Annotated in this window: 23 protein-coding genes; 13 read left to right on the forward strand and 10 right to left on the reverse strand. The window is 66.7% G+C overall.

Translation table 11 applies throughout. The features are described 5' to 3' along the window. Window positions 1-390 precede the first annotated feature (390 nt). The 5 genes from ACW171_RS15115 (at window position 391) to ACW171_RS15135 (ending at window position 5,778) form a co-directional block, all read left to right on the forward strand. Window positions 391-1,005: a superoxide dismutase gene (locus ACW171_RS15115; protein ID WP_492094404.1), complete on the forward strand. Its 615-nt coding sequence runs from the start codon at window positions 391-393 to the stop codon at window positions 1,003-1,005. Window positions 1,006-1,121: 116 nt separating this feature from the next. After that, window positions 1,122-2,054 carry an MBL fold metallo-hydrolase gene (locus tag ACW171_RS15120; RefSeq protein ID WP_492094406.1) on the forward strand — a complete coding sequence of 311 codons (933 nt, stop codon included), beginning with the start codon at window positions 1,122-1,124 and terminating at the stop codon, window positions 2,052-2,054. A gap of 93 nt (window positions 2,055-2,147) precedes the next feature. Continuing rightward, entirely contained in the window at window positions 2,148-4,475 is a 2,328-nt protein-coding gene (locus ACW171_RS15125; RefSeq protein WP_492094407.1) for a bifunctional diguanylate cyclase/phosphodiesterase, read from the forward strand. Between the two features lie 156 nt (window positions 4,476-4,631). Then, a complete protein-coding gene (gene rpsD / locus ACW171_RS15130; protein WP_492094409.1) occupies window positions 4,632-5,249 on the forward strand; it encodes a 30S ribosomal protein S4 in 618 nt (205 codons plus the stop codon). A 139-nt stretch (window positions 5,250-5,388) separates the two neighbouring features. Beyond that, window positions 5,389-5,778 carry a hypothetical protein gene (locus ACW171_RS15135; RefSeq protein WP_492094411.1) on the forward strand — a complete coding sequence of 130 codons (390 nt, stop codon included), beginning with the start codon at window positions 5,389-5,391 and terminating at the stop codon, window positions 5,776-5,778. 4 nt (window positions 5,779-5,782) lie between these two features. Here the strand turns inward: ACW171_RS15135 and ACW171_RS15140 are convergent, their stop codons facing one another. From ACW171_RS15140 to map, 8 genes are all read right to left on the reverse strand, one after another. Continuing rightward, entirely contained in the window at window positions 5,783-6,208 is a 426-nt protein-coding gene (locus ACW171_RS15140) for an acyl-CoA thioesterase (protein ID WP_492094413.1), read from the reverse strand. Between the two features lie 5 nt (window positions 6,209-6,213). Next, the gene (gene grxD / locus ACW171_RS15145; RefSeq protein WP_492094415.1) at window positions 6,214-6,573 is read right to left on the reverse strand and encodes a Grx4 family monothiol glutaredoxin; all 360 of its coding nucleotides are present in this window, start codon (window positions 6,571-6,573) and stop codon (window positions 6,214-6,216) included. A 98-nt stretch (window positions 6,574-6,671) separates the two neighbouring features. Beyond that, window positions 6,672-7,577: an aldo-keto reductase family protein gene (locus tag ACW171_RS15150; protein WP_492094416.1), complete on the reverse strand. Its 906-nt coding sequence runs from the start codon at window positions 7,575-7,577 to the stop codon at window positions 6,672-6,674. A 4-nt stretch (window positions 7,578-7,581) separates the two neighbouring features. Further along, entirely contained in the window at window positions 7,582-7,824 is a 243-nt protein-coding gene (locus tag ACW171_RS15155) for a BolA/IbaG family iron-sulfur metabolism protein (RefSeq protein WP_492094418.1), read from the reverse strand. 53 nt (window positions 7,825-7,877) lie between these two features. After that, window positions 7,878-8,402 (reverse strand): GNAT family N-acetyltransferase, encoded by a 525-nt coding sequence (locus tag ACW171_RS15160; protein ID WP_492094420.1) that lies wholly within the window; start codon window positions 8,400-8,402, stop codon window positions 7,878-7,880. A gap of 16 nt (window positions 8,403-8,418) precedes the next feature. Beyond that, complete coding sequence (locus ACW171_RS15165) at window positions 8,419-9,417, reverse strand: glycosylasparaginase (protein ID WP_492094422.1); 999 nt, start codon at window positions 9,415-9,417, stop codon at window positions 8,419-8,421. Then, entirely contained in the window at window positions 9,417-10,157 is a 741-nt protein-coding gene (radC, locus tag ACW171_RS15170; protein WP_492094424.1) for a RadC family protein, read from the reverse strand. The genes ACW171_RS15165 and radC overlap by 1 nt, the downstream gene beginning before the upstream one ends. A gap of 57 nt (window positions 10,158-10,214) precedes the next feature. Further along, on the reverse strand, window positions 10,215-11,036 hold the full coding sequence (map, locus tag ACW171_RS15175) for a type I methionyl aminopeptidase (protein ID WP_492094426.1): 822 nt from the start codon (window positions 11,034-11,036) through the stop codon (window positions 10,215-10,217). A gap of 126 nt (window positions 11,037-11,162) precedes the next feature. Between map and ACW171_RS15180 the strand changes: the two genes are divergently transcribed. The 4 genes from ACW171_RS15180 (at window position 11,163) to ACW171_RS15195 (ending at window position 14,102) form a co-directional block, all read left to right on the forward strand. Next, the gene (locus tag ACW171_RS15180) at window positions 11,163-11,930 is read left to right on the forward strand and encodes a competence/damage-inducible protein A (RefSeq protein WP_492094428.1); all 768 of its coding nucleotides are present in this window, start codon (window positions 11,163-11,165) and stop codon (window positions 11,928-11,930) included. A 189-nt stretch (window positions 11,931-12,119) separates the two neighbouring features. Next, window positions 12,120-13,433, forward strand: coding sequence for an OmpP1/FadL family transporter (locus tag ACW171_RS15185; protein WP_492094430.1), 1,314 nt, complete (start codon window positions 12,120-12,122; stop codon window positions 13,431-13,433). 88 nt (window positions 13,434-13,521) lie between these two features. Next, a complete protein-coding gene (locus tag ACW171_RS15190; RefSeq protein WP_492094432.1) occupies window positions 13,522-13,782 on the forward strand; it encodes a hypothetical protein in 261 nt (86 codons plus the stop codon). 65 nt (window positions 13,783-13,847) lie between these two features. Next, the gene (locus tag ACW171_RS15195; RefSeq protein ID WP_492094434.1) at window positions 13,848-14,102 is read left to right on the forward strand and encodes a type II toxin-antitoxin system RelE family toxin; all 255 of its coding nucleotides are present in this window, start codon (window positions 13,848-13,850) and stop codon (window positions 14,100-14,102) included. Window positions 14,103-14,161: 59 nt separating this feature from the next. On the opposite strand, the gene ACW171_RS15200 is transcribed toward ACW171_RS15195, so the two are convergent. Continuing rightward, window positions 14,162-15,688: a DEAD/DEAH box helicase gene (locus tag ACW171_RS15200; protein ID WP_492094436.1), complete on the reverse strand. Its 1,527-nt coding sequence runs from the start codon at window positions 15,686-15,688 to the stop codon at window positions 14,162-14,164. 330 nt (window positions 15,689-16,018) lie between these two features. Further along, window positions 16,019-17,584: a carboxylesterase/lipase family protein gene (locus ACW171_RS15205; RefSeq protein WP_492094438.1), complete on the reverse strand. Its 1,566-nt coding sequence runs from the start codon at window positions 17,582-17,584 to the stop codon at window positions 16,019-16,021. A gap of 267 nt (window positions 17,585-17,851) precedes the next feature. Between ACW171_RS15205 and ACW171_RS15210 the strand changes: the two genes are divergently transcribed. The 4 genes from ACW171_RS15210 (at window position 17,852) to ACW171_RS15225 (ending at window position 25,399) form a co-directional block, all read left to right on the forward strand. Then, window positions 17,852-19,987 carry a malate synthase G gene (locus ACW171_RS15210; RefSeq protein ID WP_492094440.1) on the forward strand — a complete coding sequence of 712 codons (2,136 nt, stop codon included), beginning with the start codon at window positions 17,852-17,854 and terminating at the stop codon, window positions 19,985-19,987. A gap of 332 nt (window positions 19,988-20,319) precedes the next feature. Beyond that, window positions 20,320-20,712: an AprI/Inh family metalloprotease inhibitor gene (locus ACW171_RS15215; protein WP_492094442.1), complete on the forward strand. Its 393-nt coding sequence runs from the start codon at window positions 20,320-20,322 to the stop codon at window positions 20,710-20,712. A 222-nt stretch (window positions 20,713-20,934) separates the two neighbouring features. Next, a complete protein-coding gene (locus ACW171_RS15220; RefSeq protein WP_492094444.1) occupies window positions 20,935-21,816 on the forward strand; it encodes an ABC transporter ATP-binding protein in 882 nt (293 codons plus the stop codon). Between the two features lie 4 nt (window positions 21,817-21,820). Next, window positions 21,821-25,399, forward strand: a complete 3,579-nt coding sequence (locus tag ACW171_RS15225) for a M1 family aminopeptidase (RefSeq protein ID WP_492094446.1) — start codon at window positions 21,821-21,823, stop codon at window positions 25,397-25,399. Window positions 25,400-25,673: the final 274 nt, after the last annotated feature.

The raw sequence follows: 25,673 nt of genomic DNA on the forward strand, positions 1-25,673 counted from the left end.
CGCGACTCTGTCGACTCTGTCGACTCGCTTTTTGGAGTCGCGCCTCCCAGCATGTTGTCGGGATCGCGCTTAATATTCGTCGTCGACTTGGGCGGCCGGTATTCGAATGCCGAAAGACAGGCGGCCATTATGGTGATGAATTTGACGCCATTCACAGACATCGGGGCTAGATTTCGCTCTTCGTTCTCTTTCGAGACTGGATGAAAGATTGGAATTCCTTCCCGGGATATTCCCGTTCGAAAGAACAACGGGTCACGGATACCGATGTTCCATCTTTTGTTTGCGGCGCCGTACATGACCCGGGCGATTTCGACGCCGTAAGGCTTTGGCTGCGGACGCGGGACGCCTACATGCGCGTTACGGACTCATCGATCACAAGGAGACTTCCCCATGGCCTTCACCCTGCCGCCTCTGCCCTATGCCTATGACGCGCTGGAACCCGCCATCGATCAGGAGACGATGACCTTCCACCACGACAAGCACCACCAGGCCTATGTCGACAACCTGAACAAGGCCGTGGACGCCGACGCCTCGCTGCAAGGCAAGTCGCTGGAAGAACTGTTCGCCGCCATCTCGACGGCACCCAAGGCCGTCCGCAACAACGGCGGCGGTCACTGGAACCACGCCCTGTTCTGGGAACTGCTGGCCCCGGCCGGTCAGGGCGGCGCGCCGTCGGCCGAGCTGGCCGCCGCGATCGACCGCGACCTGGGCGGTCTCGACAAGTTCAAGGAAGACTTCAACGCCGCCGGCGCCGGCCAGTTCGGTTCGGGCTGGGCCTGGCTGATCGTCCAGGACGGCAAGCTGAAGGTCACATCCACCCCGAACCAGGACAACCCTCTGATGGACGTCGCCGAACAGAAGGGCGCGGTTGTCCTGGGCGCCGACGTCTGGGAACACGCCTACTACCTGAAATACCAGAACCGCCGTCCGGAATACCTCAAGGCCTTCTGGACCGTCGTGAACTGGAACAAGGCCAACGCACTGTTCGCGGCCGCCACGGCCTGATCGCGGCCGTTCTGCAACAGGCGGCGGGCCGTGACCAGGCGTCACGGTTCGCCGTCTGGCGCTCCGTGCGCGCGGACCTATCTAAGCTGCGCCGTTCCTTCTCCCCCGAGGATTCCATGACGACCCAGTTCAAGCTCGCTGCCGCTCTGATCCTGTCCGGCCTGATCGTCGCAGGGTGCCAAAGGCCCGCCGAGAAGGCCGATGCGCCTGCCGCCCCGGCCGCCCAGCCGGTCGCCAGCGTCGACGTCTATCCCTTCACCATCGGCACGCTTCAGGCGGTCGCTCTCAAGGATGGCGATATCGTTCTGGAAAACGTCGCGGGCCAGAGCCCCTGGGCCGACAACGCCGGCGTCGCCGAGGCCCTGCGTCCGACCGGCGACGCCAAGATCCACCTGTCGATCCAGCCGCTGCTGGTCCGGGGCGACGACAAGGTCGTGCTGATCGACACCGGCGCGGGCGGCGGCATGGGCACCCAGAACAAGCTCCCGGCTTCGCTGGCCGCGGCCGGCGTCCAGCCTGCCCAGGTGACCGACATCCTCATCTCGCACGGCCACGGCGACCATGTCGGAGGCCTCGTGGCCAACGGTGCGCTCGTCTATCCCAACGCCACCATCCGCATGAGCTCTGCGGAGTGGACGGCGCTGCAGGCCGATGCCGAACTGGCGGCGCTGATCCCGGTCATCACGCCCAAGGTCGAGGCCTTCGAGCCCGGCGCCCAGGTGACGCCCTCGATCACCGCCGTCGCCCTCCAGGGCCACACACCCGGCCATACGGGCTACGAGATCGTCTCCGGCGACGCCCGGCTGCTGTATTTCGGCGACGCCCTGCACAGCTCGATCATCTCGGTCGAGCGGCCGGACTTCGTGAACGGCTGGGACAACGATTCGGACGCAGCGATCGCAACCCGCTTCGCCCTGCTGGGTCGGGGCGCGACCCAGTCTCTGCGCACCTACGGCGTCCACTTCCCCTTCCCGGGTCTGGGCACGTTCCGGCGTCAGGCCGACGGTTTCGTCTGGGTCCCGGAAGTCGCCGGATCGGTACAGGATTGACGCATCGGTAACCCTGCCTGTTGCGGGCTCGGTTAACTCTCACCCCCTAGAGGCGGTCGGCTGAAAATCGATCCCACAGGGCTGTAGCCGCGTATGCGTATTCTCGACTGCCTGACGCAAGACCACAATCTGGCTCTGGTCGCCTTGGCCGCAGTGATCTGCATCGCCGGTTCCATCGTCATCAGCCGGCTTTTCGAGCGAACCCGTCGAGGCGCCGCGCGTGACCGTCTGCCGTGGATCTTCCTGGGCGCGGTGTCCGGCGGGGCGACGATCTGGTGCACCCATTTCGTGGCCATGCTGGCTTACAAGCCCGGCGTCGAGATCGCCTACGCGCCGCTGCTGACCGGGGTCTCTCTTCTCGTGGCCATGGGCGCCTGCGGGGCCGCCACCGCGCTCGGCGCCATCCGCAGGACCTGGGCCCCGGCCGTGGGCGGAGCGGTGTTCGGGCTCGGCGTGGCGGCGATGCACTATATCGGCATGGCGGCCTTCACCGCCGAGGCCTTCGTCCATTGGGACCTGACCTATGTGGTCGGATCGGTGGTGGCGGCGGTCGTCGGTGGCGCGGCCGCTTTCAGCGTCGGATCGAGCACCAGCCTGCGTCACCGCGCCGTGGTGACCCCGCTGCTGCTTGTCCTGACCATCGTCAGTCTGCATTTCACCGGCATGGGGGCGATGACGGTGCTGCCGTTCGCCCCGTCCGAACAGGCCTGGACCCTGACCGAGGCCGAGGCCCTGCTGGCCCTGGGCGTCACGGTCGTGGGTTTCCTGATCCTGGGAACGGCCGTGGCCAGCTACGCTCTGGAGGCCCAGGCCGACCGTATCTCCCGCAATCGTCTCGCCAGCCTGATCGAGGGGAGCGTCGACGGCATGCTGGTGGAGGCGGACGGCAAGGTCGTCATGGCCAATCGCGCCTTCGCCGACCTCTGCGGCGTGGCGGATGAAGCGGTCGTCGGGCTTCCGGTGGTCGGCTGGCTGGAAGACATCGACACCATGCCGAACGGGTCACTGGTGCAGAGCCGCCTCGTCAGCGTTGACGGCTCGATCCCCGTGGAGGTCGCCGTGCGGGTCGAGGTGACGCCGGACCAGACCTTCCGGATATTCGCCGTTCGAGACCTTCGGTCTCGTGTCGCCCAGGACCGTCGCATCGCCCACCTGGCGCGGAACGACAGCCTCACGGGCCTGCCGAACCGCGCCTCCTTCCTGGAGAAGCTGGAGCGCGTGCTCGCCACGGCCGAGGGTCGGTTCGCCCTGCTGGCGATCGATCTGAACCGGTTCAAGGAGGTCAACGACCTCTATGGCCATGCCGTGGGTGATCAGCTTCTCGTCCACGTCGCGACGAACCTGAAGGCCGCCATCCTGGCCGGCGAGTTCGTGGCCCGTCTCGGCGGTGACGAGTTCGTCGCCATCATACCTGTGTCGGACCAGGATCGCGACGGTGCGCATGCCGCGGCCGAGCGGCTGCGCCAGGCGATCATCCAGCCCCTGGAGGCCGAGCATGCCGAACTGCAATGCGGCGCGGCCATCGGCATCGCCCTGTGGCCCGACGATGCGTCCGAGCCTTCGGTCCTGATCAATAACGCGGACCTGGCCATGTATCGGGCCAAGGCCTCGCTGGTGACGGACATCTGCTTCTACGAAGAGGCCATGGACGAGGCCGTGCGTCAGCGCCGCCGGGTGACCCTGGGCCTGCGCGAGGCGCTGGATAACGACCGGTTCGAGCTGCACTACCAGCTTCAGGCCTCGGTCGAGACGGGCGCGATCACGGGCTACGAGGCTCTGCTGCGCTGGCGTCAGCCGGATGGTTCCTACATCCCGCCGATCGACTTCATTCCGATCGCGGAAGAGACGGGCATGATCCTGCCGATCGGCGAGTGGGTGCTGCGCCAGGCCTGCATGGAGGCCGCATCCTGGCCGGACGCGCATCGCATCGCCGTGAACCTGTCGCCGATCCAGCTGTCGCACGTCGACCTGCCGCGCATGGTGCACCAGATCCTGATCGAGACCGGCCTGTCGCCCCATCGCCTGGAGCTGGAGATCACCGAGACCGCGATGATCTCGGACATGGAGCGGACCACCCACATCCTGCGCCAGCTCAAGCTGCTGGGGGTGTCGGTGGCGATGGACGACTTCGGCACCGGCTATTCGTCGCTGTCGACCTTGCGCGCCTTCCCGTTCGACAAAATCAAGCTGGACCGGACCTTCATGTCCGAACTGGACGGCGGACCGCAGTCGAAGGCCATCATCCGCGCCGTCCTGGCTCTGGGCGAGAGTCTGGAGATCCCGATCCTTGCCGAGGGCGTCGAGACCCAGGAGCAACTGACCTTCCTCAAGGAACAGGGCTGCGACGAGGTGCAGGGCTATCTGCTGGGCCGTCCCGCGCGGGAGGTTGCCCCGTCCGGCAAGCGCAGCAAGGCGGCCTGAGGTTGACTCCTGCCGGCCGGGAGTCGATAAGCCCCGCCTTCACGTCGCTGGCTCCGGTCCGCGGCGCGAACACACTACGGACGATGCGTGGACCGCCGTTGAGATCGTCCCTCCATTCGCGGAGGGGCCGGGCCGCATCATTTAAAAGAGAACAGAATGTCGAAGCGCCATAGCGCCAAGTATAAAATCGATCGGGCCATGGGTGAGAACCTGTGGGGCCGCGCCAAGTCGCCGGTCAACAAGCGTTCCTACGGTCCCGGCCAGCACGGCCAGCGCCGCAAGTCCAAGGTCTCCGACTTCGGCCTGCAGCTGAAGGCCAAGCAGAAGCTCAAGGGCTACTACGCCAACCTGACCGAAAAGCAGTTCCGCAAGACCTATGACGAGGCTGCGCGCCGTAAGGGCAACACCTCGGAAATCCTGATCGGCCTGCTGGAAGCCCGTCTGGACGCCACGGTCTATCGCGCCAAGTTCGTGCCGACCCCCTGGGCCGCCCGTCAGTTCGTCAACCACGGCCACGTCACCGTCAACGGCAAGAAGGTGAACATCGCTTCGTATCGCCTGCGCGTCGGCGACGTCGTCGAGGTCAAGGAAAAGTCCCGCAGCATGGCTCTGGTGCTCGAAGCCCAGCAGTCCGGCGAGCGCGACATTCCCGACTACCTGGAACTGGGCGACCGTGGTTTCTCGGTCCGCTTCGTCCGCTTCCCCGAACTGGCCGACGTGCCGTTCGCGGTGAAGATGGAGCCGAACCTGGTCGTCGAATACTACTCGTCCTGATCGTTTTCCGATCTGGACTGGAAAGGCCCCGGAGACATCCGGGGCCTTTTCTGTTTCGTGATCGCGCCTTTCGAGAAATTTACGTGCGAAAGACGCCAATTTCGGCGATCATGAATCGGCTGAACAGGATGACAGGGACATGAGGTCCATCCGCACGCTCGCTCTGACCGCGGTCGCCGCGCTCGCGACGTCCGGCTGCGCCCTGATCCAGCGGGGCGAGCCGATGCGCACGGTCGCCATGCCCGGTGAGGTCGAGCCGATCCACGCCGCCGCCATCACGCGCGATCTGGCCGTCTTCTGGGTCAGTTCGAACGGCTGCACCGTCAAGGACGACCTGCGCCCGATCGTGGATCACATCGGCGCCGACTCGACCATCACCCTGCGCCGTATCGAACAGGACGACTGCGAGACCCCCATCGCCGATGGCGTCGAGGTCATCTGGTCGTTCGAGGAGCTGGGGCTGATCCCGGGCTCGCGGGTGTCGGTCAACAACCCCTACCAGCTGCCCTCGACCATCCCTACGACCTAGAGCGTCAGCGGCGCTCGAAGGTCGGCAGCATGTCCGCCGGGATGCGGGTGGGCCGCATGGTCTTCGCATCGACCAGGCACCATTCAGAAACGCCCTGGGCGCACAGACGGCCCTCGCCGTCCTCGATCCGCACATAGCGAGCGAAGCGCGGCCCCTGCGGATCCCCGACCCAGGTGCGGGCCAGCGCGGTGGCGTCGGGCATCAGCGGGCGCAGGTAGTCGATCTCGTGGCGCAGGGCGACCCAGGACCATCTGGCGCGCGTCGCTTCGTCGAACCGGGCGTTCCAGTGGCTGGTTCCCGCCTCCTGCAGCCAGCCGACATAGACCACGTTGTTCACATGGCCGTTGTCGTCGATGTGCTCGGGACGGATGTCCAGCGGGACTTCGAAGACCTCCCGGTCCTCGCGCGGCGTCAGGGTCTGGCGCGCCACCCGGCCTATTCCTGACCGAGCGGCACGCCCTTTTCGACCATCAGGGCGGTCAGTTCGCCGGCCTGGAACATCTCGCGCACGATGTCCGAACCGCCGACGAACTCGCCCTTCACATAGAGCTGGGGGATCGTGGGCCAGTCGGTGAAGGCCTTTATGCCGTCGCGCAGACCGTCGTCCTGCAGCACGTCCACGCCGACGAACGGCGCGCCGACGTGATCGAGGATCTGGACGGCGAGCGAGGAGAAGCCGCAGCGCGGGCTGTCCGGCGTGCCCTTCATGAAAAGGACCACGTCATGCTCGGCCACGGTCTGGGCGATGAAGGCGTGGACCGGATCGGCGGCGGTATCGATAGCTTGGTCGGACACGGGGAGGGACGCCTTTCGTTGCAGGCGTCAGCTAGGGACGGCGGCGGGATGGGTCAAGGGCGGGTGCCCTCAAGCCTGCGTGTGGCCAGGCCGCGAGATCAGGCCGCGACCCGGGCCATTTCGATCTGGGCGGACAGGCCCGGAGGCATGTCTCGCTCGGGCACCGAGGCCAGCGCGTTGAGGCGTTCGGGCTCGCGGGCCGTGATCAGGACGCTAGAAATGGCGGGGTCCGTCATGGCGTGCGCCAGACAGATGGCCTCGGCCGTCCAATGCGGCGTGCGATGCAGGAAGGCGAAGGTGCCGGCGTGAGCCAGCGGGTCGTTCTTCGGCTTCGACCCGCCGAAACCAAACAGGCCCTTTTTCGGCTGGCTCAGTTCGACCGTCTTCTTCTCGGTGTCGAGTTCGGCCGGGAAATAGTCGTAGGCCAGGATGGCCATGTCCTGTTCTCGCGCGGCGCGGAGGCGCGAGCGGATCTTCCAGTCGACATTGACGTGGAACGGCGTGCCCAGCACGTCGAAGGCGCCGGTCGAGACATAGGCGTCCATCACTTCGCCCGCGCCCGAGACCCCAAGGTAGCGGACCCGCTCGGTCGCACGCAGGGCCTTCAGGGCGTTCAGGGACGACTGCGGCAGCTCATCCTCGCCGGGCTCTTCCAGCAGGGCGACGTCGATCCAGCCGAGGCCGGAGACGTGCAGGCAGCGGTCGATCGCCCCGGTCATGCCCTCGGCCGAAAAGTCGCGCGCCGAGCCCTTGCGGCCGTCCCCGGCGCCGAGCTCGAGACTGACGTTCAACAACTTCCTGTCCACGTTGGACAGAGCCTGACCGACCACCTCGGCCAGCACCGGGTCGGCGGTCTCCAGCCGGTAGGAGTTGATGCCGGCTTCCAGCGACGAATAGATCAGGTCGTTGGCGGCGGCGACGCCACGGGCCAGGTTTTCGACGCCGAGGCTCAGCGTCAGGGTCGAGATGGCGGCGCCCGTCGCGCCGAAGGGGCGATAGCGCATGCGATCAGCCTGTCGAGGAAGGGGCGGAGGTTTCCAGAGCCAGGGCGTGCAGCTCGCCGCCCATGTGACCCTTCAGCGCGGCATAGACGAGCTGATGCTGTTTCACGCGCGCAAGGCCGGCGAAGGCGGTCGAGACGATGCGCGCCTTGTAGTGGTCGCCGTCGCCCGCGAGATCGTCGATCACGATCTCGGCGTCGGGAAACGCCTCGATCAGATAGGCATGCAAGGTCTCGACGGGCATGGGCATGGCGAGGACGATAGGCCGTAAACCTTAATGCTGCGCTACGGCCTGAAAGACGGTCATCCGGTGGCGAGGGCGGGGCGCTCGAACAGGATCACCGGCACGGTTTTGTAGGTCGTGCGCGCATACTCCCGAAAACCCGTCCGCGCCGCGAGCAGGAGGGAGGGCGCATTGTGCGGGTCGATCATGCAGACGGTGCGGGGCGCCTTCAGCACGCTGTCGCACCAGCCCAGCGCGGCCAGCAGAGCCTCGATCGCCATGCCCGTTCCGTGAAAGCGCGGCGCCACGCCCCAGCCCATCTCCGGGGCATCGAAGGCGGGCTCCAGAACCCGTCTGAAATCCAGCGCGCCCACGCTGCCGACATAGTCTCCGGTATCGGCGTGCCGGACGGTCCAGTTGCCATAGCCCCTGACCGACCACTGGCCGATGTCGCGAAGCAGTCGCATCCAGACCTCTTCGGACGTCCGTCCGTCCGGGGCGATGAACCGTGTGAAGGCCTCGTTCCGCCACAGGGCGACCAGGTCGTCATAGTCCTCGATCGCGGTGGGCCTCAGGGTCAGGCGCGGGGTGGTCAGACGGTTCATGACGCCATCCTAGAGATCAGGCCGGGTCGGGGAACAGAGCGTCGGCCCGCTCGATCCGGGTCCGGCCCGCCGTGTCGGTGACCGCATAGGTGAAGCCGGGAAGCAGGGCGAAGCCCCCGACCCGCCCGCTGACGTCCAGGGCCAGCAGGGCGACCTGATGTCCGGCCAGTGCCGTGCCGCGCAGACGGGCCAGCCGCTCCAGGACCTGACGGCAGGCCTCGGTCGGGCTCGCGCCCCCACGCATCAGTTCGACCACGGAATGGGAGCCGGCGACGCGAACCACGTCCTCGCCGACGCCGGTGGCCGTCGCCGCCCCCACGCCCGGCTCGACCCACAGACCCGCGCCGGCCAGTGGGCTGTCGCCGACCCGGCCGCGCATCTTGAAGGCCATGCCCGAGGTGGTGCAGGCGCCGCCCAGACGGCCCTCGGCGTCGATGGCCAGGATGCCGATGGTGTCGTGGTTACCCGCGCTGCCCGGCGTCGAGCGCCAGTCGGTGTTTTCGCTGTTGGCGCGGGGCCCATAGTCGGCGGTGACCAGCCATTCGCGCCACGCCGCCTCGGCCTCCGGCGTCAGCAGGTTCGTCGTCTCGAAACCCTGGTCGATGGCGAAGGCCCGCGCCCCGGCCCCGACCAGCATGGTGTGCGGCGTCCTTTCCATCACCGCGCGGGCGACCGAGACGGCGTGGACGATGTCCTCCAGCGCGCAGACGGCACCGACATTGCCAAACTGGTCCATGATGACGGCATCCAGGGTGACGTGGCCATCGCGGTCGGGATAGCCGCCATAGCCGACGGAATGGTTGGTCGGATCGGCCTCCGGCACGCGGGCGCCGGCCTCGACCATGTCCACGGCCGTATCACCGGCTTGGCGCGCGGCGAAGGCCTTGGCATTGGCGGCCGCACCGAAGTCCCAGGTCGAGACGACGCAGGCCGGTGCGGAGCCCTGAGCCGTCGCCGGAACAGAAGCGGTCGCGGCCACGCCCGCGCCGATCAGCAGGGTCCGTCTGGACGGCATCACATCAATCCCAGTTGCTTGAAGCTGGTCACGCCCTCGCGGCCGACGATCAGGTGATCGTGGACCTCGACGCTGAGGGATTTGGCCGCCTGGACGATCTGTCTGGTCATGTCGATGTCGGCGCGGCTGGGCGTCGGATCTCCGGACGGATGGTTGTGGACCAGGATCATGGCGGCGGCGGAAACCTCGAGCCCCCGCCGCACGACCTCGCGCGGATAGACGGGAGCATGATCGACCGTGCCGCGATTCTGGATTTCGTCCAGGATCAGCTGGTTCTTCTTGTCGAGATAGAGGACGCGAAACTGCTCGCGCGGCTCATGCTGAAGCGCGACACGGACATAGGCCAGCAGCGCCGTCCACGACGAGATGACCTGACGTCTGACCGCCGGCTCCTTGGCCACCCGCTGTGCCACCTCGTGCAGGGCCGCCAGATCGAGGGCGGTCTCGGGGCCGACCGCCTTGGTGCGGCCCTTGGTGTCTTCGGTACGGACGGTCATCAGGTCCTCGACCGAGGCGGCCAGGACGGCGGCCAGCGAGCCGAACCGTGACAGCAGGGCCTTGGCGATCGGCTTCACATCGCCGTGCGGCTGACTGCGGAACAGAAACAGCTCCAGCAGTTCATAGTCCGGCAGATGCGTCAGACCCGCTGTCCGCACGCGCTGGCGCAGCCGTTCGCGATGACCCGCGTGGTGGGGCGCGACCTTGCGGGCCGCCTTCGGTTCATCGTCCTGATCCGTCACGCCGTTCCCCGCAGCCACCCTCGCAAGCTAACTCGCAGCGGCTGTGGTTCAAGCGGTTTACGAGTTCGGGTTGAACAGGCCGGCCGGGCTGGCGGTGAAGATCTCGCAGCCGTCCTCGGTCACGCCGACTGTGTGTTCGCACTGGGCCGACAGGGACTTGTCGCGCGTCACGGCGGTCCAGCCGTCGGACAGCACCTTCACGTGCGGCTTGCCCAGGTTCACCATCGGCTCGATCGTGAAGAACATGCCGGGCTTCAGCACCGCACCCTCGCCCTTCCGCCCATAGTGCAGGACGTTGGGGCTGTCGTGGAACAGGCGACCGATGCCGTGGCCGCAGAAGTCGCGCACGACCGACATGCGGGCCGCCTCGACGTGGCGCTGGATGACGAAGCCGATGTCGCCGAACGTATTGCCGGGCTTCACCTGCTCCAGGCCGAGGGCGAGCGATTCATAGGTGACGTCGATCAGCTTCTTCACGCGCGGCGCGACATTGCCGACCGCATACATGCGGCTGGAATCGCCGTGCCAGCCGTCGACGATGACGGTGTGATCGATGTTGACGATGTCGCCGTCCTTCAACACCCGGTCGCCCGGAATGCCATGGCACACCACGTGATTGATCGAGGTGCAGACCGTCTTCATGTAACCCTTGTACCCGAGGCAAGCCGGCAGGCCGCCCTTGTCCAGGGTGAACTGGCGGATGCGGTCGTCGATCTCCTGGGTCGTCACGCCGGGCACGACGAACTCGGTGATCATGTCGAGCGCCTCGGCGACCAGACGCCCGGCGACCCGCATGCCCTCGAAATCTTCGGGCTCATACAGACGGATGGCGCTGGTGCGGGTGAAGGTCTCGGCGTCCAGCTCGGGCGTTTCGTACATCGTCAGGGTCTCGGGCGGTCCATCCGGACCTCGTCCGGTTGCAGATGGCGATCCTAGCACAGAAGCTCAAGCCGTTTTAGGGCAGGATCGCCTTGCAGCGACGTGTTTGGGGCATAGGTTCACCTCATGACCACACACCCGTCCCAGCGCCCACCAACGGCCGCCGTCCTGATCATCGGCGACGAGATCCTGTCGGGGCGCACGATGGACACCAATCTGAACACGATCGCGCGGTTCCTGGGCGCGCTGGGCATCGATCTCCTCGAAGCCAGGACCGTGGGCGACAGGCCGGATCAGATCATCAAGGCGCTGAACGCGCTGAGAGCAGGGCACGACTACGTCTTCACGACCGGCGGCATCGGGCCGACACATGACGACATCACCGCCGACTGCGTGGCACGGGCTTTCGGCGTGAGCATCGATGAGCGAGCGGATGCCCTGGCGATCCTCGAGCGACGCTACGGCGACGAGTTGAACGCAGCGCGTCGGCGCATGGCGCGAATTCCGGACGGAGGCATACTGATCGCCAATCCGGTCAGCGACGCGCCGGGTTTCCAGATCGGCAACGTCTTCGTGATGGCGGGCGTGCCCCGGATCATGACGGCGATGCTGGAGGACGTGGCTCCGCGCCTGCGGACCGGCGCCGTGGTTCACGCCAGAACCCTCCGGGTCGTCGGCGTGGGGGAGGGAGCGATCGCCAGACCCCTGGCCGAAGCGGCGGCCGCGAACCGAGGGCTTTCGTTCGGCAGCTACCCGTTCGGCGCCGGGTCGGACGGCGAAATAGGAACCAATCTCGTCGTGCGCGGACGGGATGCGCCCGGCGTCGACGCCGCCCTGGACCTGCTGGCTCGAACCCTGGCGGCCGAAGGCGTAGAAACGGTCGTTATTGCCTAGCTCAGCCTCCCCGGCAGGCTATCGAAGGTAGGTGATCGTCGATACGTCAGAAAATTAATCCGCTGAGACCGATTACGTTGCAACGTTTGACCGCTGAGCGCACTTGAGGGTTATCGAGGCCTCCCCGCCTCTGACTCCCCGAACGCACGCGGCGGCGCCCGACAGGACGCGCCCGATAAGGATGCTCCCATGTCTGCACGCCCGACCCTCGCCGGCGGTCTTCGCCTCGCCGTCTGCGCCGCCGCTCTCGCGGCCGTCGCCACCCCCTCGTTCGCCGAGACCTTCTATCTGAAGGAACAGTCGGTCCGCGGCGCGGGCCGGGCCTATTCGGGCGAGACGGCCGACACCGGCGTCTCCTCCCTGTGGTGGAACCCCGCCTCGATCGCCCGCAGCGGGCGTGAGGTCTACGTCGGCCTGCATGGCCTGCTGCTCGATTCCGAAGTCGACAACGCGGGTTCGTCGATCGTCTATCCCGGCGGGACGGTCGTCCCGGTGAATGGCCCGCTCGGCAACGGTCATGAGATCGATCCGATCGAAAGCGGCCTCGTGCCGAACTTCGCCTTCGCCATGCCGATCGGCGATCGCTTCGCCGTCGGCGTCAGCGTCGCGGCCCCCTATAACTTCACCACCAAGTACGAGCCGGGATCCTTCACCCGCTACGACGCCCTGACCTCGGAGCTGCGCTCGGGCAACGTCGGCCTGACGGCGGCCATGCAGGTCAACGACTGGCTGGACGTCGGCGCGGGCGTGGACATCCAGTATGTCGAGGCCTTCCTCAGCTCCAGCCTGCCCAGCCTGTCGCCCCTGCTGCCCGACGGCCGCAACACCCTGGAAGGCGACGGCATCGATTACGGCTGGAACGTCGGCGCCCAGGTGCACAAGGGCGCGTGGGACCTCGGCGTCAGCTACCGTTCGGCGATCGAGCACGAGTTGGACGGCGACGTGAACATCTCCGGCCTGCTGGGCCCCATCGCGGCCGGCAATGTCTCGACCGGCGGAACCGCGACCTTCTCGACCCCGTGGTTCGCCTCGGTCTCGGCGCGCTATGCGGTCAACGATCGCCTGACCCTGAACGGCCAGGTCAACCGCGTCGGCTGGTCCGAGTTCGACGCCATCCGCGTCAACTATGGAACGGGCGGGGACGTCATCGTCCAGGACTACAAGGACGTGACCGGCGGCTCGGTCGGCTTCGACTATGTCGTCAACGATCGCGTCACCGCGCGCGGCGGCGTGGCCTACGACCCGACCCCGACCCAGGACGGCGAGCGCACCGCCCGCATTCCCGACGGCGACCGCATGCTCTATTCGGGCGGCCTGTCGATCAAGGCGACGGACTCGGTCACGGTCGACACGGCCCTGACCTATATCGCGCTGGACGATTCCGACATCGCGGTGGACCGCACCTTCTATGCGGGCACCGCCGCGGCGACGACCAGCCGTCTGCGCGGCACGGCGTCGGGTTCGGGCATCGCCGCCTCGATCGGCGCGCGCTGGGCCTTCTGATCCTGCCGTCTGCAAGTGAAGCCGGCCCTTCCAGGCCGGCTTTTTTGCTCGAACAAAGACTGTGGTAGGCTGGCGTCAGGAGACATCCATGGACGACGCCAGCCCCATCACCGCCAAGGACCCTGTCCTGACGGCCGCGATCCAGAAGATGGACGCCAACGACGGCTTCGCGACCCTGATGCATGAGGGTCGTGAACTGGTCCTGATGTCAGCCGAGACGTTCGAGGATTGGGAAGATGCGGTCGACCACGCCCGCATCCGGGCCAGCCTTCTCGTTTCCGATTCCGAACCGCGCATCACCCTGGACGAACTCCGGGCCAAGTACGACATCCCCGCTCCGGCCAAATAGGTGTCGCTTTCCGCATTGCGGCGTTTGAAGCCGTGTCCCGATGCGCCGCAAGGATGCTCGGAGCGATGATGTGGACCGTGGAGTTCGAAAAGAAGGCCGAGAAGGCCATCGGCGTCATGCACCCCACAATGCGACGCCGCATCTCTGACGCCATCGATGCATTGCGGGTCGATCCGTTCAAGTCTCCGAACGTCAAGGCGCTGAAGGGGAATGACGGCTACCGGCTGCGCGTCGGCGAGTGGCGCGTCATCTACAGGCTCGAGAAGGACCGGATCGTCGTCGTGGTGATCGATGTCGGTCCGAGGGGCAGCATCTACTGAAAAAGGCCGACCCTGGTGGGGCCGGCCTTCGTTCTTTTCAGATAGCCGAGCGACTTGGCTTAAGCCGCGTAGCCCTTGCCGCCGTTGGATGGGCGACGGCCACGGGGACGGCGCTTGATCTCGCCGTCCGGCTTGGTCTCCCCGACCGGGCGGGCGGCGATCGCCGCCGAACGGGCACGGTCGGCCGCCAGCGGATCGAACGGCTGGGTCGAGGCCAGCGGACGGTCGCCGCCACGATCGGCGTGGTTGGTGCGGTCGCCCTGGCCGCCGCGTTGGCCGCCCTTGCCGCGAACGCGATGCGGCTGGCCGCCGTGCTCCTTCTTCACGCCGTCGCGGCGCGGGTTGCGAGGACCGCGCTGCTGCTGGCGATCGCCACGACCGTCGTCAGGCATCGAGGCCTTGGACCCGACGCCGGCGGCCATGATCGACTGATCCAGCAGACCCAGCGACTTGTCGTTGCGACGGTCGGTGGCCGGGATCTTCTGGCGCGTGACCTTCTCGATGTCGCGCAGCAGCTTCATCTCGTCCCCGGCCACGAAGCTGACCGCCGAGCCGTCCTTGCCCGCGCGGGCCGTCCGGCCGATGCGGTGGACGTAGGCTTCCGGCACGAAGGGCAGTTCGAAGTTCACGACGTGCGAGACGCCGTCCACGTCGATGCCGCGCGCGGCGATGTCGGTGGCGACCAGGACGCGCAGCTTGCCGGCCTTGAAGGCGGCCAGGGTGCGCTCACGTTGCGGCTGGGACTTGTTGCCGTGGATCGCGCCGGCCTGGACGCCGCCGGCTTCCAGATAGGCCGCGACCTTGTCGGCGCCGTGCTTGGTCTTCGTGAAGACCAGGCAGCGGGTGTAGTTGTCGTCGGCGAACATCTCGGTCAGCAGGGCGCGCTTGCGGCCCTGTTCGACGTGGACGACCGACTGGTTGATGCGCTCGACCGTGGTCGACTGCGGCGTGACCTGGACCTTGACGGGCTCCTTCAGAAGCTCGCCGGCCAGCTTGCCGATCTCGGTCGGCATGGTGGCGGAGAAGAACAGGTTCTGGCGCTTTGCCGGGATGCGCGACACGATCTGGCGGATCGGCTTGACGAAGCCCAGGTCCAGCATCTGGTCGGCTTCGTCCAGGACGAAGATCTCGGTCGACGACAGGTCCAGCGTCTTCTGCTGCATGTGGTCCAGCAGACGGCCGGGGGTCGCGACCAGGACGTCGAGGCCGGCCTGGATGGCGCGTTCCTGGGGTCCGTATTTCACGCCGCCGAAGACGACGGCGACCTTGAAGCCGAGGTGGCGGCCATAGGCCTTGAAGCTGTCGGCGATCTGGCTGGCCAGTTCGCGCGTCGGCGACAGGATCAGACAGCGCGTGGTGCGGGGCAGGGGCGCGACGCGGTTCTCGGCCAGACGATGCAGGATCGGCAGGGCGAAGGCCGCGGTCTTGCCGGTGCCGGTCTGGGCGATGCCCAGCAGGTCCTTGCCGAGCATGACCGAAGGAATGGCCTGGGCCTGGATCGGCGTCGGGATGGTGTAGCCCTCGGTGGTGAGGGCCTGCAGCAGGGCCTTGTTGAGGCCGAAGGATTCGAAGGTGGTGGTGCTCATCGAGCCAGGTTCTTTCGCGTAAGCGGCGACGCGCATCAGCCATGGCTCAACGCCAAAAGGGCCGCGCACCGCCAGTCCCGAACGAGCCTCTGGATGAGGCCGGCGGGGTGGATCGGGCGCCGCCCCGCGTGTCCGGGCAGCGAATGAAACTTGAGGGCCGGCCGCTGCTACAGTCAGGTCTTCGTAGGGGAGTGAAGACCCACACGCGCTGGAGCGCACCGGGGATCGCAATTGTGCGACGCAGCGCAAATGGGCGATGACTGCGGCAAAGTCAAGGCGGAGCGAGGTGAAAGCCTCAGCAGGCGCCTGATCAAAGCGGCCGTCGGCCCATCAGGTTCCGGGCTGGACGTAGGGAATGGGGGCGAACAGACGCCGCTCGCCGCCGCGCGGATCGTCCTCCATCCGGGCGGGTTCGTCCATGATCATCGTCTGGCGCCGCGTCAGGTCGTAGCGCTCCCAGGTCGGCAGACCGGCATGGTTGGGATCGCCGTCGCGGGCCAGGGCGACGAAGGCCTTCGACAGACGCTCGGCCATCAGCTGCGCCTGCGGCCCCTGTGCCCGGCTGCCGGTCGCCCCCACATTGTCCAGCGCCAGCGGGATGTCGTCGGTGTGCATGGCGCCGCGCCGCCCGCCGTCGATCGGCGACCTCCAGTCCAGCTGATAAACCCAGGCCGGGGTGCCGGCCGCCGCCCGCGCCTCCGCCTCGATCACCGCCCCGCGCCAGCTCCGCGCCGCCGTGGTCGCGGCGAAGAAAACGTCGGACGGTGAGTAGTCGGGGTACATCGCGCGATACGCGGCGATGACCGGCTCGGGCGCCACGTCGATGCGAAACTCGCGGTCGGTCATCTTGCCGGGCAGATCGTCCCAGCTCAGCGCGAAGTTCGCCGGATCGCCGCCGAGGAAGGCCCGCGTCTCGTCGTGGGTGTTACCGATGATCATGGGGATGGACGCCGACTGGGCGGGCGCATCCGGATAGAAGGGATGTCGCATCAGCGTCCGGCTATCCAGCACCGGCCCCCAGTAGAGCCCGCCGAACCCCAGCACCGGATCGGTCGTCTCGGATGCCTTCAACAGGGTTTCGACCGGCATGGTCGCCGCCTCCGCCGCCCTGTCCTTGGCCAGACCCAGCGCCTCCAGCCAGGCCTCGGCCCGCCGCGTCGCATTCCACGGCCCCGATGCCGTGACCTGCTGTCCGCTCATGGTCGCAGCCCGGTGGAACAGGCCGGCGGCCGAGGGCGTCGCCATCATGGTCGCGATCTTGGCCCCGCCGCCCGACTGGCCGAAGACCATGACGCGGCCCGGGTCGCCGCCGAAGTTGCCGATATTGTCCCGCACCCACTCCAGCGCGAGATGCAGATCCAGCTGACCCGCATTGCCACTGTCGAGGAAGGGCGCGCCCGCGATCCGCTGCAGATAGGCGTATCCAAACAGGTTCAGCCGGTGGTTCACCGTCACCACCACCACGTCGTTCCGTCTGGCCAGCCGCGTCCCGTCGTACAGCGGACTTGACCCGGACCCGTTCGAATAGGCGCCCCCGTGGATATAGACCATCACCGGCCGCCGCTCCCGGTCCAGCCCCGGCGACCAGACGTTCAGGAACAGACAGTCCTCGGACTGATTGGCCTCGTTCGACCCCTGAGGGCTTGCCGCCCCATAGCCGAAGGCCTCGGCCGGCGCGGTCCAGGCGGTGGGCCGGAGGGGCGGCTGAAAACGGCGCGGGCCGGTGTCGGCGCCGTAGCGCAGGCCCTTGAACACGGCGACGCCCGCATCGGTCTGGCCGCGCACCGGACCGTTGGTGGTGGCGACGACGGGATGGTCGGATTGGGCCCGAGCGAAAGACGGGGCCGCCGCCAGGGCGAGGCCTGTGGCTAGGAGGGAGCGTCGCCGCATCATCATTCTCCGTGCACCCCGGCGAAGGCCGGGGTCCGGATCACGAACGCTGGCGGCTGGGATCGGGCGTCGGCCTTGCTGATCATCTGACGGTGTCTTCCATCTGGACCCCGGCCTCCGCCGGGGTGCGCGGAGGGTAGGGTAAGGCGCGGACGGCCAGTCTGTCACCGGTGTCAATCGAAACCCCCCTTGCGGCGCCGCAAAGCCTCGTATTCAGTGCGATCACGCATTGTTACAGGCCGCCTCCCCAGCCGGCCTGCGCTGGAGATCCGCATGACCCACCACGACCGCGCCGGCCTGTCCGTGGCCGCCGAACTGGCGAGCTTCATCGAAGACGAGGTCCTGCCGGGGCTCGGCATCGGGGCGGACAGCTTCTGGACGGGGGTGGCGGACGTGTTTGCGCGGTTCACGCCCGAGAACCGCAAACTGCTGGCGCGGCGGGACCACCTTCAGGCGCGGATCGACGCCTGGCATGCCGAGCGCAAGGGTCAGCCGCACGACCCTGCCGCGACCGAAGGCTTCCTGCGCGACATCGGCTATCTGGTCGACGAGCCGACGCCCTTCTCGGTGACGACGGAAAAGGTGGACGACGAGCTGGCGCGGCTGGCCGGCCCGCAACTGGTGGTGCCGATCCTCAACGCCCGCTTCCTGCTGAACGCGGCGAACGCCCGCTGGGGCAGTCTCTACGACGCCTTCTACGGCACCGATGCGCTGGGGGACCTGCCGCCGAAGGGCCCCTACGACACCGCCCGCGGCGCCCGGGTCGTCTCCCGCGCCAAGGCCTTCCTGGATGTGGCCGCGCCCCTCGAAATCGGCTCCTACTCCCAGGTCTCGGGCTGGTCGGTCGAGGCCGGCAAGCTGAGACCCGGCCTGAAAAATCCGGCCCAGTTCGTCGGCTATCTCGGCGAGCCGTCCGCCCCGACCTCGATCCTTCTGGCCAACAACGGCCTCCACATCGAACTGGTCATCGACCGGTCCAGCGCCATCGGCGCGAGCGATCCGGCCGGCCTCTCCGACGTCGTGCTGGAGAGCGCCCTGTCCACCATCTGCGACCTGGAGGACTCGGTCGCGGCCGTGGATGCGCAGGACAAGACCGCCGCCTACCGCAACTGGCTCGGCCTGATGAAGGGCGACCTCGCCGCCAGCTTCCAGAAGGGCGGCCAGACCCTGAACCGCACCCTGGAGCCCGATCGGACCTTCACCGCCCCGACAGGCGGGGCCGTCACTCTGAAGGGCCGGTCGCTGCTCTTCGTCCGCAACGTCGGCCACCTGATGACCAACCCGGCCATCCATCTGTCCGACGGGACCGAGGCGCCCGAAGGCATCCTCGACGCCATCGTGACCTCGCTGATTGCGATGTATGACCTCGAGGGGCTCGGGGCCTTCACCAACTCCGGCGCCGGCTCGGTCTATATCGTGAAGCCGAAGATGCACGGGCCGGACGAGGCGGCCTTCACCAACCGCCTGTTCGACGCGGTCGAGGACCTGCTGGGCCTCGCGCGTCACACGATCAAGGTCGGGGTGATGGACGAGGAGCGCCGGACCTCGGCCAACCTGGCGGCCTGCATCCATGCGGTGAAGGACCGGATCGTCTTCATCAATACGGGCTTCCTCGACCGCACGGGCGACGAGATCCACACGGCCATGCAGGCCGGGCCGGTGGTCCGTAAGGCCGAGATCAAGAGCGCGAAATGGATCGCCGCCTATGAGGCGCGCAACGTCGCCATCGGCCTGGCGTGCGGCCTTTCGGGCCGGGCCCAGATCGGCAAGGGCATGTGGGCCGCGCCCGACCGCATGGCGGATATGCTGGAACAGAAGATCGACCACCCGAGAACCGGCGCCAACACGGCCTGGACCCCGTCGCCGACCGCCGCCACCCTTCACGCGCTCCACTATCACGCCGTCGATGTCTTCGCGGTCCAGAAGGACGTCGCCGGCCGTCCGACGCCAGGCCTGGAAGGCCTGCTGACCCCGCCCCTGGCCAACGGTGCCAACTGGTCGGAGCAGGAGGTCCGCGACGAGCTCGACAACAACGCTCAAGGCATCCTCGGCTATGTCGTCCGCTGGATCGACCAAGGCGTCGGCTGTTCCAAGGTGCCCGACATCCACGACGTCGGCCTGATGGAGGACCGGGCGACGCTGCGGATTTCGTCCCAGCACATCGCCAACTGGCTGCTGCACGGCGTCTGCACAGCGGCACAGGTTGACGCCGCCTTCCTGCGCATGGCCGCCAAGGTCGACGCCCAGAACGCGGGCGATCCCCTCTACCGGCCGATGGCGCCCGACCCCGACGGGTCGGTCGCCTACCAGGCGGCGCGGGCCCTTGTGTTCGAAGGTGTGGACCAGCCGAACGGCTACACCGAGCCCTTGCTCCACGCGTATCGACTGCGGGTGAAGGCCAGGGCCTGACCTTCCTTCTCTTTCGTCTCCAGTGGGCGAAGACCCGGCAAGGACCAAGGCCACGCGCCTCCCTTGTCATCCCGGACGAAGCGAAGCGAAGATCCGGGACGGAGCCTATTCTTCAGCCATGAGGTCCGGGCAGCGATCCGGACCAAGGGCAGGCCTCAGATCAACTGGCTCCCGGTTCAGCCCTTCGGACCGACCGGGAGAGAGCGACGAAGCCTCTCCGTCCCCGATCTCCGCTTCGCTACGTCGGGGATGACAAGAGCACGATCTCCGCTTCGCTGCGTCGGGGCTGACAAGGCCTTGCCTCCGCCCCGATCGCGGCGGAAGCTTTCGACATGAGGAGCCTCCATCGTGACCCAGCCCACAGTCTCGCCCTCGTCGCCGCGGCCATCCTCGTGACCGGCTGCGCCCCCGCGCCCGCATCGTCCGAACCTCAAGGCTCGGCCCTGCCGGTGGATCAGGTCGCGGGCTTCTGGTCGCTGCGCGGTCCCGACGGCGCCCGGTGCCAGGTCTCCCTCGCCAACCTTCTCATCGATGGCGTCCGTCCGGTCCTCGCGGAGGCCTGCGCCATCCCCGATGCGGCCAAGGCGAAGACCTGGCGCGCGACGGCCAACGGGTTCGAGATGCTGGCCGCCGACGGGTCGGTCGTCATGGCCTTCCGTCGCACGGGCGAAGATGAGTTCGCCGCCACGTCGGGGGGCTACGTCCTGGTCCGCGCCCCGACCTGAAGTCCTCGGCTGTCTTGGCCGCCTCTGCCGATAAACGGCGGAAGTCTGCATAGTCATGCTCGTCGAAATCGTTTGAATTCAGCAGTTTAAGCCTAGTCGAAATCGCTGCGAACTATCCGGCCTGCGTTAGATGACGCATTTCCGGCCAACCCTGACTCATTCGTAACTTGCCCCGACCCCTTGCGACGTGACAAGTTCGCTTGACTGTCAGAGGGGGCCCTCATGCTTACGATCAAGAATCTCGTCCACGTCTACGGCAACGGAACCCGGGCGCTCGACGACGTCTCTCTGAGCGTTCCGAACGGCATGTTCGGCCTCTTGGGGCCCAATGGCGCGGGCAAATCCACCCTGATGCGCTCGATCGCGACGCTCCAGACCCCGACCTCTGGCTCCATCGATTTCGACGGCATCGACGTCATCAAGGACCCCGAAAAGCTGCGCCGGACCCTCGGCTACCTGCCCCAGGATTTCGGCGTCTATCCCCGCGTCTCGGCCTACGACATGCTCGATCACATGGCGGTGCTGAAAGGCATTGCCTCGGGCAAGGACCGCAAACAGACGGTCGAGACCCTGTTGCAGCAGACCAATCTCTGGTCCGTCCGCAACAAGGCCATCGCCGGCTTCTCGGGCGGCATGCGCCAGCGCTTCGGCATCGCCCAGGCCCTGATCGGCAACCCGAAACTGATCATCGTCGATGAGCCCACGGCGGGCCTCGATCCCGAGGAACGCAACCGTTTCCTCAACCTGCTTGCCGAGATTGCGGACAACGTCGTCATCATCCTGTCGACCCATATCGTCGAGGACGTCGCCGACCTCTGCCCCCGCATGGCGGTGCTGGCCGGCGGCAAGATCCAGCTCGAAGGCGCTCCCGCACACCTGATGGACCAGCTGAACGGCCGGGTCTGGAAGAAGACCATCGACAAGGAGGCGCTGGACGATCACCGCGCCAAACACGAGGTCATCTCGACCCGCCTGTTCGCCGGCAGGACCGTGATCCACGTCCTCGCCGACCGTCGTCCGGGCGAGGGTTTCGAACCCGTTCCGGGCGGGCTGGAGGACGTCTATTTCTCGACCCTGTCGGCCTCGCGCAAAGTCGCGGCGTAAGACGATGTTCGGAAAAATCGCCGCCTTCGAGTTCCGCTACCAGCTGCGCCAGCCGGCCTTCTGGGTCATCGCCATCATCTTCGGCCTGATGGGCTTCGGCCTGGTCGCCGCGTCGGACAACATCTCCATCGGGGCGGGCGGCAACGTCCACAAGAACGCCCCCTACGCCCTGGCCGCCATCAACTCGGTCATGTCGATGTTCTTCATGCTTGCGACCACGGCCATCGTCGCCAACGTCGTCGTGCGCGATGTCCAGACCGGCTTCGGGCCCATGGTCCTGTCCACGCGGATTACGAAGTTCGACTACCTCTACGGCCGGTTTGCGGGCGCGTTCGCCGCGACGGCCCTGTGCTTCGGGGTCATCACCCTGGGCCTGATCGCCGGGACGCTGGCGCCCTGGGTGGACAAGGAAACCATCGGCGCCTTCCGGCCCTGGGACTACATCTACAACTACCTGGTGCTGGGCCTGCCGGGCGTCTTCCTGACCTCGGCCCTGTTCTTCGCCCTGGCGACCGTGACCCGGTCGATGATGGCGACCTATGTCGGAGCGGTCGGCATCTTCATCGCCAACCTGGTCGCCTCCGGGGTGCTGGGCTCCAGGCCGGAGTTCGAGCGGGTCATGGCCTGGGCCGAACCCTTCGGCGCCGCCGCCTACGGGCTGGTCACCAAATACTGGACGGCGGCGGAGCGGAACACGCTGAACGTGCCGCTGGAAGGTGTCTTCCTATGGAACCGGTTGATCTGGCTGGGCATCAGCGTCGCCATCCTGGCCTCCGCCTATTTCCTGTTCCGTCCTTCGATCCGCGGCGCCAAGGCCGGAAAGACCGACACCCTGAGGAAGCTCGCCGAGGCCGCCGCGCCCGCGGTCCCCGCGAACCGGCCGCTTCCGTCGCCGACCGAGGGTTTCCTCGCCGGCTGGACGCGGCTGGCCTCGCGCACCGCCTTCGAGATGAGCCTGGTGTTCAAGAGCCCGGCCTATGTCGTCCTGATGCTGCTCGGCTTCACCTTCGCCATCACGACCCTGCTGTTCATCGGCGAGATCTACGGCGCGCCGCTGTTGCTGGTGACCCGCGTGGTCATCAACGGCCTGCAGGGGGCCTTCGGCCTCATCGCCATGATCGTGGCCATCTACTACTCCGGCGAGCTCGTCTGGCGCGACCGCGAGCGCAAGGTGCACGAGATCATCGACGCCTCGTCTACGCCCGACTGGACCTTCCTGATCCCCAAGACCCTGGCGCTGATCCTGGTCCTGGCGTCCATCCTTCTCGCGGGCGTCCTGGCCGGCGTCGCGGTGCAGATCTTCAAGGGCCACACCGACTTCGAGTTCGGCAAATACCTCGTGTGGTACGTCCTGCCGGGCACGATCAACTTCGCCCTTCTGGCTGTGCTGGCGATCTTCGTTCAGTCGCTCTCGCCCAACAAGTTCGTCGGCTGGGCCATCATGGTGGTCTATCTGATCTCTACGTTGGTGGCCCGGAATTTGGGCTTCGACCATGTCCTGTATCGCTACGGCGCCGGTATCGGCGTGCCGCTGTCGGACATGAACGGCCGGGGTGACTTCGCCGGCTTCGCGGCCTGGCTGGACCTCTACTGGTCGATGGCCGCCATCGTCCTGCTGACGCTCGGCTATGCCTTGTGGCGGCGGGGGACCGAGACCCGGCTGATGCCTCGCCTGAAGCGTCTTCCGCACCGGCTGATGGGTCCCGCAGGCGTCATCGGCGCCCTGGCCCTGACCGCCTTCATCGGACTGGGCGGCTTCATCTACGTCAACACCAACGTCTGGAACGAGTACCGGAACAACACCGCAGAGGAGCGGCTGCAGGCAGACTATGAAAAGACCCTTCTCCGGTTTGAGAACACGCCCCAGCCCACCTTGGTGGACGTCAAGCTGAACCTGAACCTGCATCCTCGCGCGCCGCGCCTGGAGACGACCGGGACCTATACGATCGAGAACCGTACCGGAGCGCCTCTGTCCGAGATGCACCTGCGCTGGACGCCGGACGTCGAGATGCAGGCTCTCACCGTCCAGGGCGCGAAGATGGTGCGCGAGTGGCCGGAGTTCGACTATCGCATCTACCGCTTCGACACCCCGATGGCACCGGGCGAACGCCGCACGGTCCAGTTCGAAACCCTGGTCGAACAGCGTGGCTTCAAGGTCAGCGGCAACACGACCCGGATCGTCGACAATGGGACCTTCATCACCAACGGAGAGTTCGCGCCGATCATCGGAATGAGCCGCTCGGGCACGCTCCAAGACCGCGCCAAGCGCCGGAAGTATGGCCTGCCGGCCGAACTGCGTCCCGCCAAGCTGGAAGACCTCAGCGCCACGGGCCGCAACTATATCGGGGCCGACTGGGTTACCGCCGACGTGACGGTCACCACCGACGCCGACCAGACTCCTCTGGCGCCCGGCCAGGTGCGTAGCGACACCACGGCCAATGGCCGCCGCACCATGCGCTTCGTCACGGAATCGCCCGTGCTCTACTTCCTGTCGGTGCAGTCGGCTCGTTACGAGATCGCGCGCCAGATGCACGGCGGTGTGGAAATGGTCGTCTTCCACGACCCTCAGCACGAAACCAATGTGCCGCGCATGATGACGGCGCTCGAGACATCGCTCGATTATTTCCAGGCGAACTTCTCACCGTATCAGTTCAGTCAGGCGCGGATCAGCGAGTTCCCCGACTACGCCAGCTACGCCCAGTCCTTCCCCAACACCTTCGCCTGGTCCGAAGGCCTCGGCTTCATCGCCGACCTGCGGGACGACACCAAGATCGACTACGTCACCTACATCGGGGCGCACGAGTTCGCGCACCAGTGGTGGGCCCACCAGGTGGTCGGGGCGGACATGCAGGGTGCGACCCTCATGTCCGAAACTCTGGCCCAGTATTCGGCCCTCATGGTGATGCGGGAGATGTACGGACCGGACAAGATCCGCCGCTTCCTGAAGTTCGAGCTCGACAACTACCTGCGTTCGCGCGGCACGGAGCTGATCGAAGAACTGCCGCTGAACAGGATGGAGAACCAGCAGTATATCCACTACCGCAAGGGCGCGGTGGTCATGTACCTGCTGGCCGACCAGATCGGCGAGGCCAACGTGAACCGGGCGCTGTCGCAGTTCTTGGCCCAGCACGCCTTCAAAGGCGCGCCCTATCCGCGATCGACCGACCTGATCGCCCTGTTCCGGGCCAACGCTCCCGCCGACAAACAGGCCCTGATCACCGACCTGTTCGAGAAAATCACCCTCTATGACGTCAAGACCACGGAGGCCACGGCCACCCAACGTCGCGACGGCCGCTGGGATGTGACGGTCACGGTCGAGGCGCGAAAACTCTATGCCGACGGCAAGGGCGACGAGACGGAGAGCCCGCTGAACGAGACCTTCGACATCGGGCTGTTCTCGGCCGAACCGGGCAAGGGCGCTTTTGATGCCGGCAATGTGCTGCTGTTCGAACGGCGTCCGTTGCGGTCGGGCGTTCAGACGTTCCGCTTCACCACGGCGCAGAAACCTGCCTTCGCCGGGGCCGACCCGTACAACAAGTGGATCGACCGGAACTCCGACGACAACCTGCGCAAGCTGGATTGAGGGCCGCCCCTTTCCCCTCGCACCAAGGTCGGATCAGGTCTTCATCACTTCGCCCGATCGCATCAGTATGGGCGACGACGATGCTTAACGACCGAGACCGATGAGGTGGAACAGGGGCGAAACGAATCAGGACCGAATCGGTGACATGGCGCAATTCGGGGTTTGTTCACCCCAAGATATTGTATCTAAACGTCGATTAACCACAAACGCGGACGGCGATGCCGAGCTTGGCGACCCGGTCCGGGTTTACGTCGCCCTGTGCGACCCGCTAGGG

Source organism: Brevundimonas sp. FV1ye28 (assembly GCF_058681135.1).

What these genes read in the sequence shown, in the direction of transcription:
- ACW171_RS15120 (WP_492094406.1), top strand. Translation starts at nt 1,122, where the DNA reads ATGACGACCCAGTTCAAGCTCGCTGCCGCTCTGATCCTGTCCGGCCTG.
- ACW171_RS15155 (WP_492094418.1), bottom strand. Translation starts at nt 7,824, where the DNA reads ATGCCCATGCCCGTCGAGACCTTGCATGCCTATCTGATCGAGGCGTTT.
- ACW171_RS15225 (WP_492094446.1), top strand. Translation starts at nt 21,821, where the DNA reads ATGTTCGGAAAAATCGCCGCCTTCGAGTTCCGCTACCAGCTGCGCCAG.
- ACW171_RS15200 (WP_492094436.1), bottom strand. Translation starts at nt 15,688, where the DNA reads ATGAGCACCACCACCTTCGAATCCTTCGGCCTCAACAAGGCCCTGCTG.
- ACW171_RS15205 (WP_492094438.1), bottom strand. Translation starts at nt 17,584, where the DNA reads ATGATGATGCGGCGACGCTCCCTCCTAGCCACAGGCCTCGCCCTGGCG.
- ACW171_RS15115 (WP_492094404.1), top strand. Translation starts at nt 391, where the DNA reads ATGGCCTTCACCCTGCCGCCTCTGCCCTATGCCTATGACGCGCTGGAA.
- ACW171_RS15165 (WP_492094422.1), bottom strand. Translation starts at nt 9,417, where the DNA reads ATGCCGTCCAGACGGACCCTGCTGATCGGCGCGGGCGTGGCCGCGACC.
- ACW171_RS15195 (WP_492094434.1), top strand. Translation starts at nt 13,848, where the DNA reads ATGATGTGGACCGTGGAGTTCGAAAAGAAGGCCGAGAAGGCCATCGGC.
- ACW171_RS15180 (WP_492094428.1), top strand. Translation starts at nt 11,163, where the DNA reads ATGACCACACACCCGTCCCAGCGCCCACCAACGGCCGCCGTCCTGATC.
- ACW171_RS15150 (WP_492094416.1), bottom strand. Translation starts at nt 7,577, where the DNA reads ATGCGCTATCGCCCCTTCGGCGCGACGGGCGCCGCCATCTCGACCCTG.
- rpsD (WP_492094409.1), top strand. Translation starts at nt 4,632, where the DNA reads ATGTCGAAGCGCCATAGCGCCAAGTATAAAATCGATCGGGCCATGGGT.
- ACW171_RS15160 (WP_492094420.1), bottom strand. Translation starts at nt 8,402, where the DNA reads ATGAACCGTCTGACCACCCCGCGCCTGACCCTGAGGCCCACCGCGATC.
- ACW171_RS15135 (WP_492094411.1), top strand. Translation starts at nt 5,389, where the DNA reads ATGAGGTCCATCCGCACGCTCGCTCTGACCGCGGTCGCCGCGCTCGCG.
- ACW171_RS15185 (WP_492094430.1), top strand. Translation starts at nt 12,120, where the DNA reads ATGTCTGCACGCCCGACCCTCGCCGGCGGTCTTCGCCTCGCCGTCTGC.
- ACW171_RS15210 (WP_492094440.1), top strand. Translation starts at nt 17,852, where the DNA reads ATGACCCACCACGACCGCGCCGGCCTGTCCGTGGCCGCCGAACTGGCG.
- ACW171_RS15125 (WP_492094407.1), top strand. Translation starts at nt 2,148, where the DNA reads ATGCGTATTCTCGACTGCCTGACGCAAGACCACAATCTGGCTCTGGTC.
- ACW171_RS15215 (WP_492094442.1), top strand. Translation starts at nt 20,320, where the DNA reads ATGAGGAGCCTCCATCGTGACCCAGCCCACAGTCTCGCCCTCGTCGCC.
- ACW171_RS15220 (WP_492094444.1), top strand. Translation starts at nt 20,935, where the DNA reads ATGCTTACGATCAAGAATCTCGTCCACGTCTACGGCAACGGAACCCGG.
- ACW171_RS15190 (WP_492094432.1), top strand. Translation starts at nt 13,522, where the DNA reads ATGGACGACGCCAGCCCCATCACCGCCAAGGACCCTGTCCTGACGGCC.
- map (WP_492094426.1), bottom strand. Translation starts at nt 11,036, where the DNA reads ATGTACGAAACGCCCGAGCTGGACGCCGAGACCTTCACCCGCACCAGC.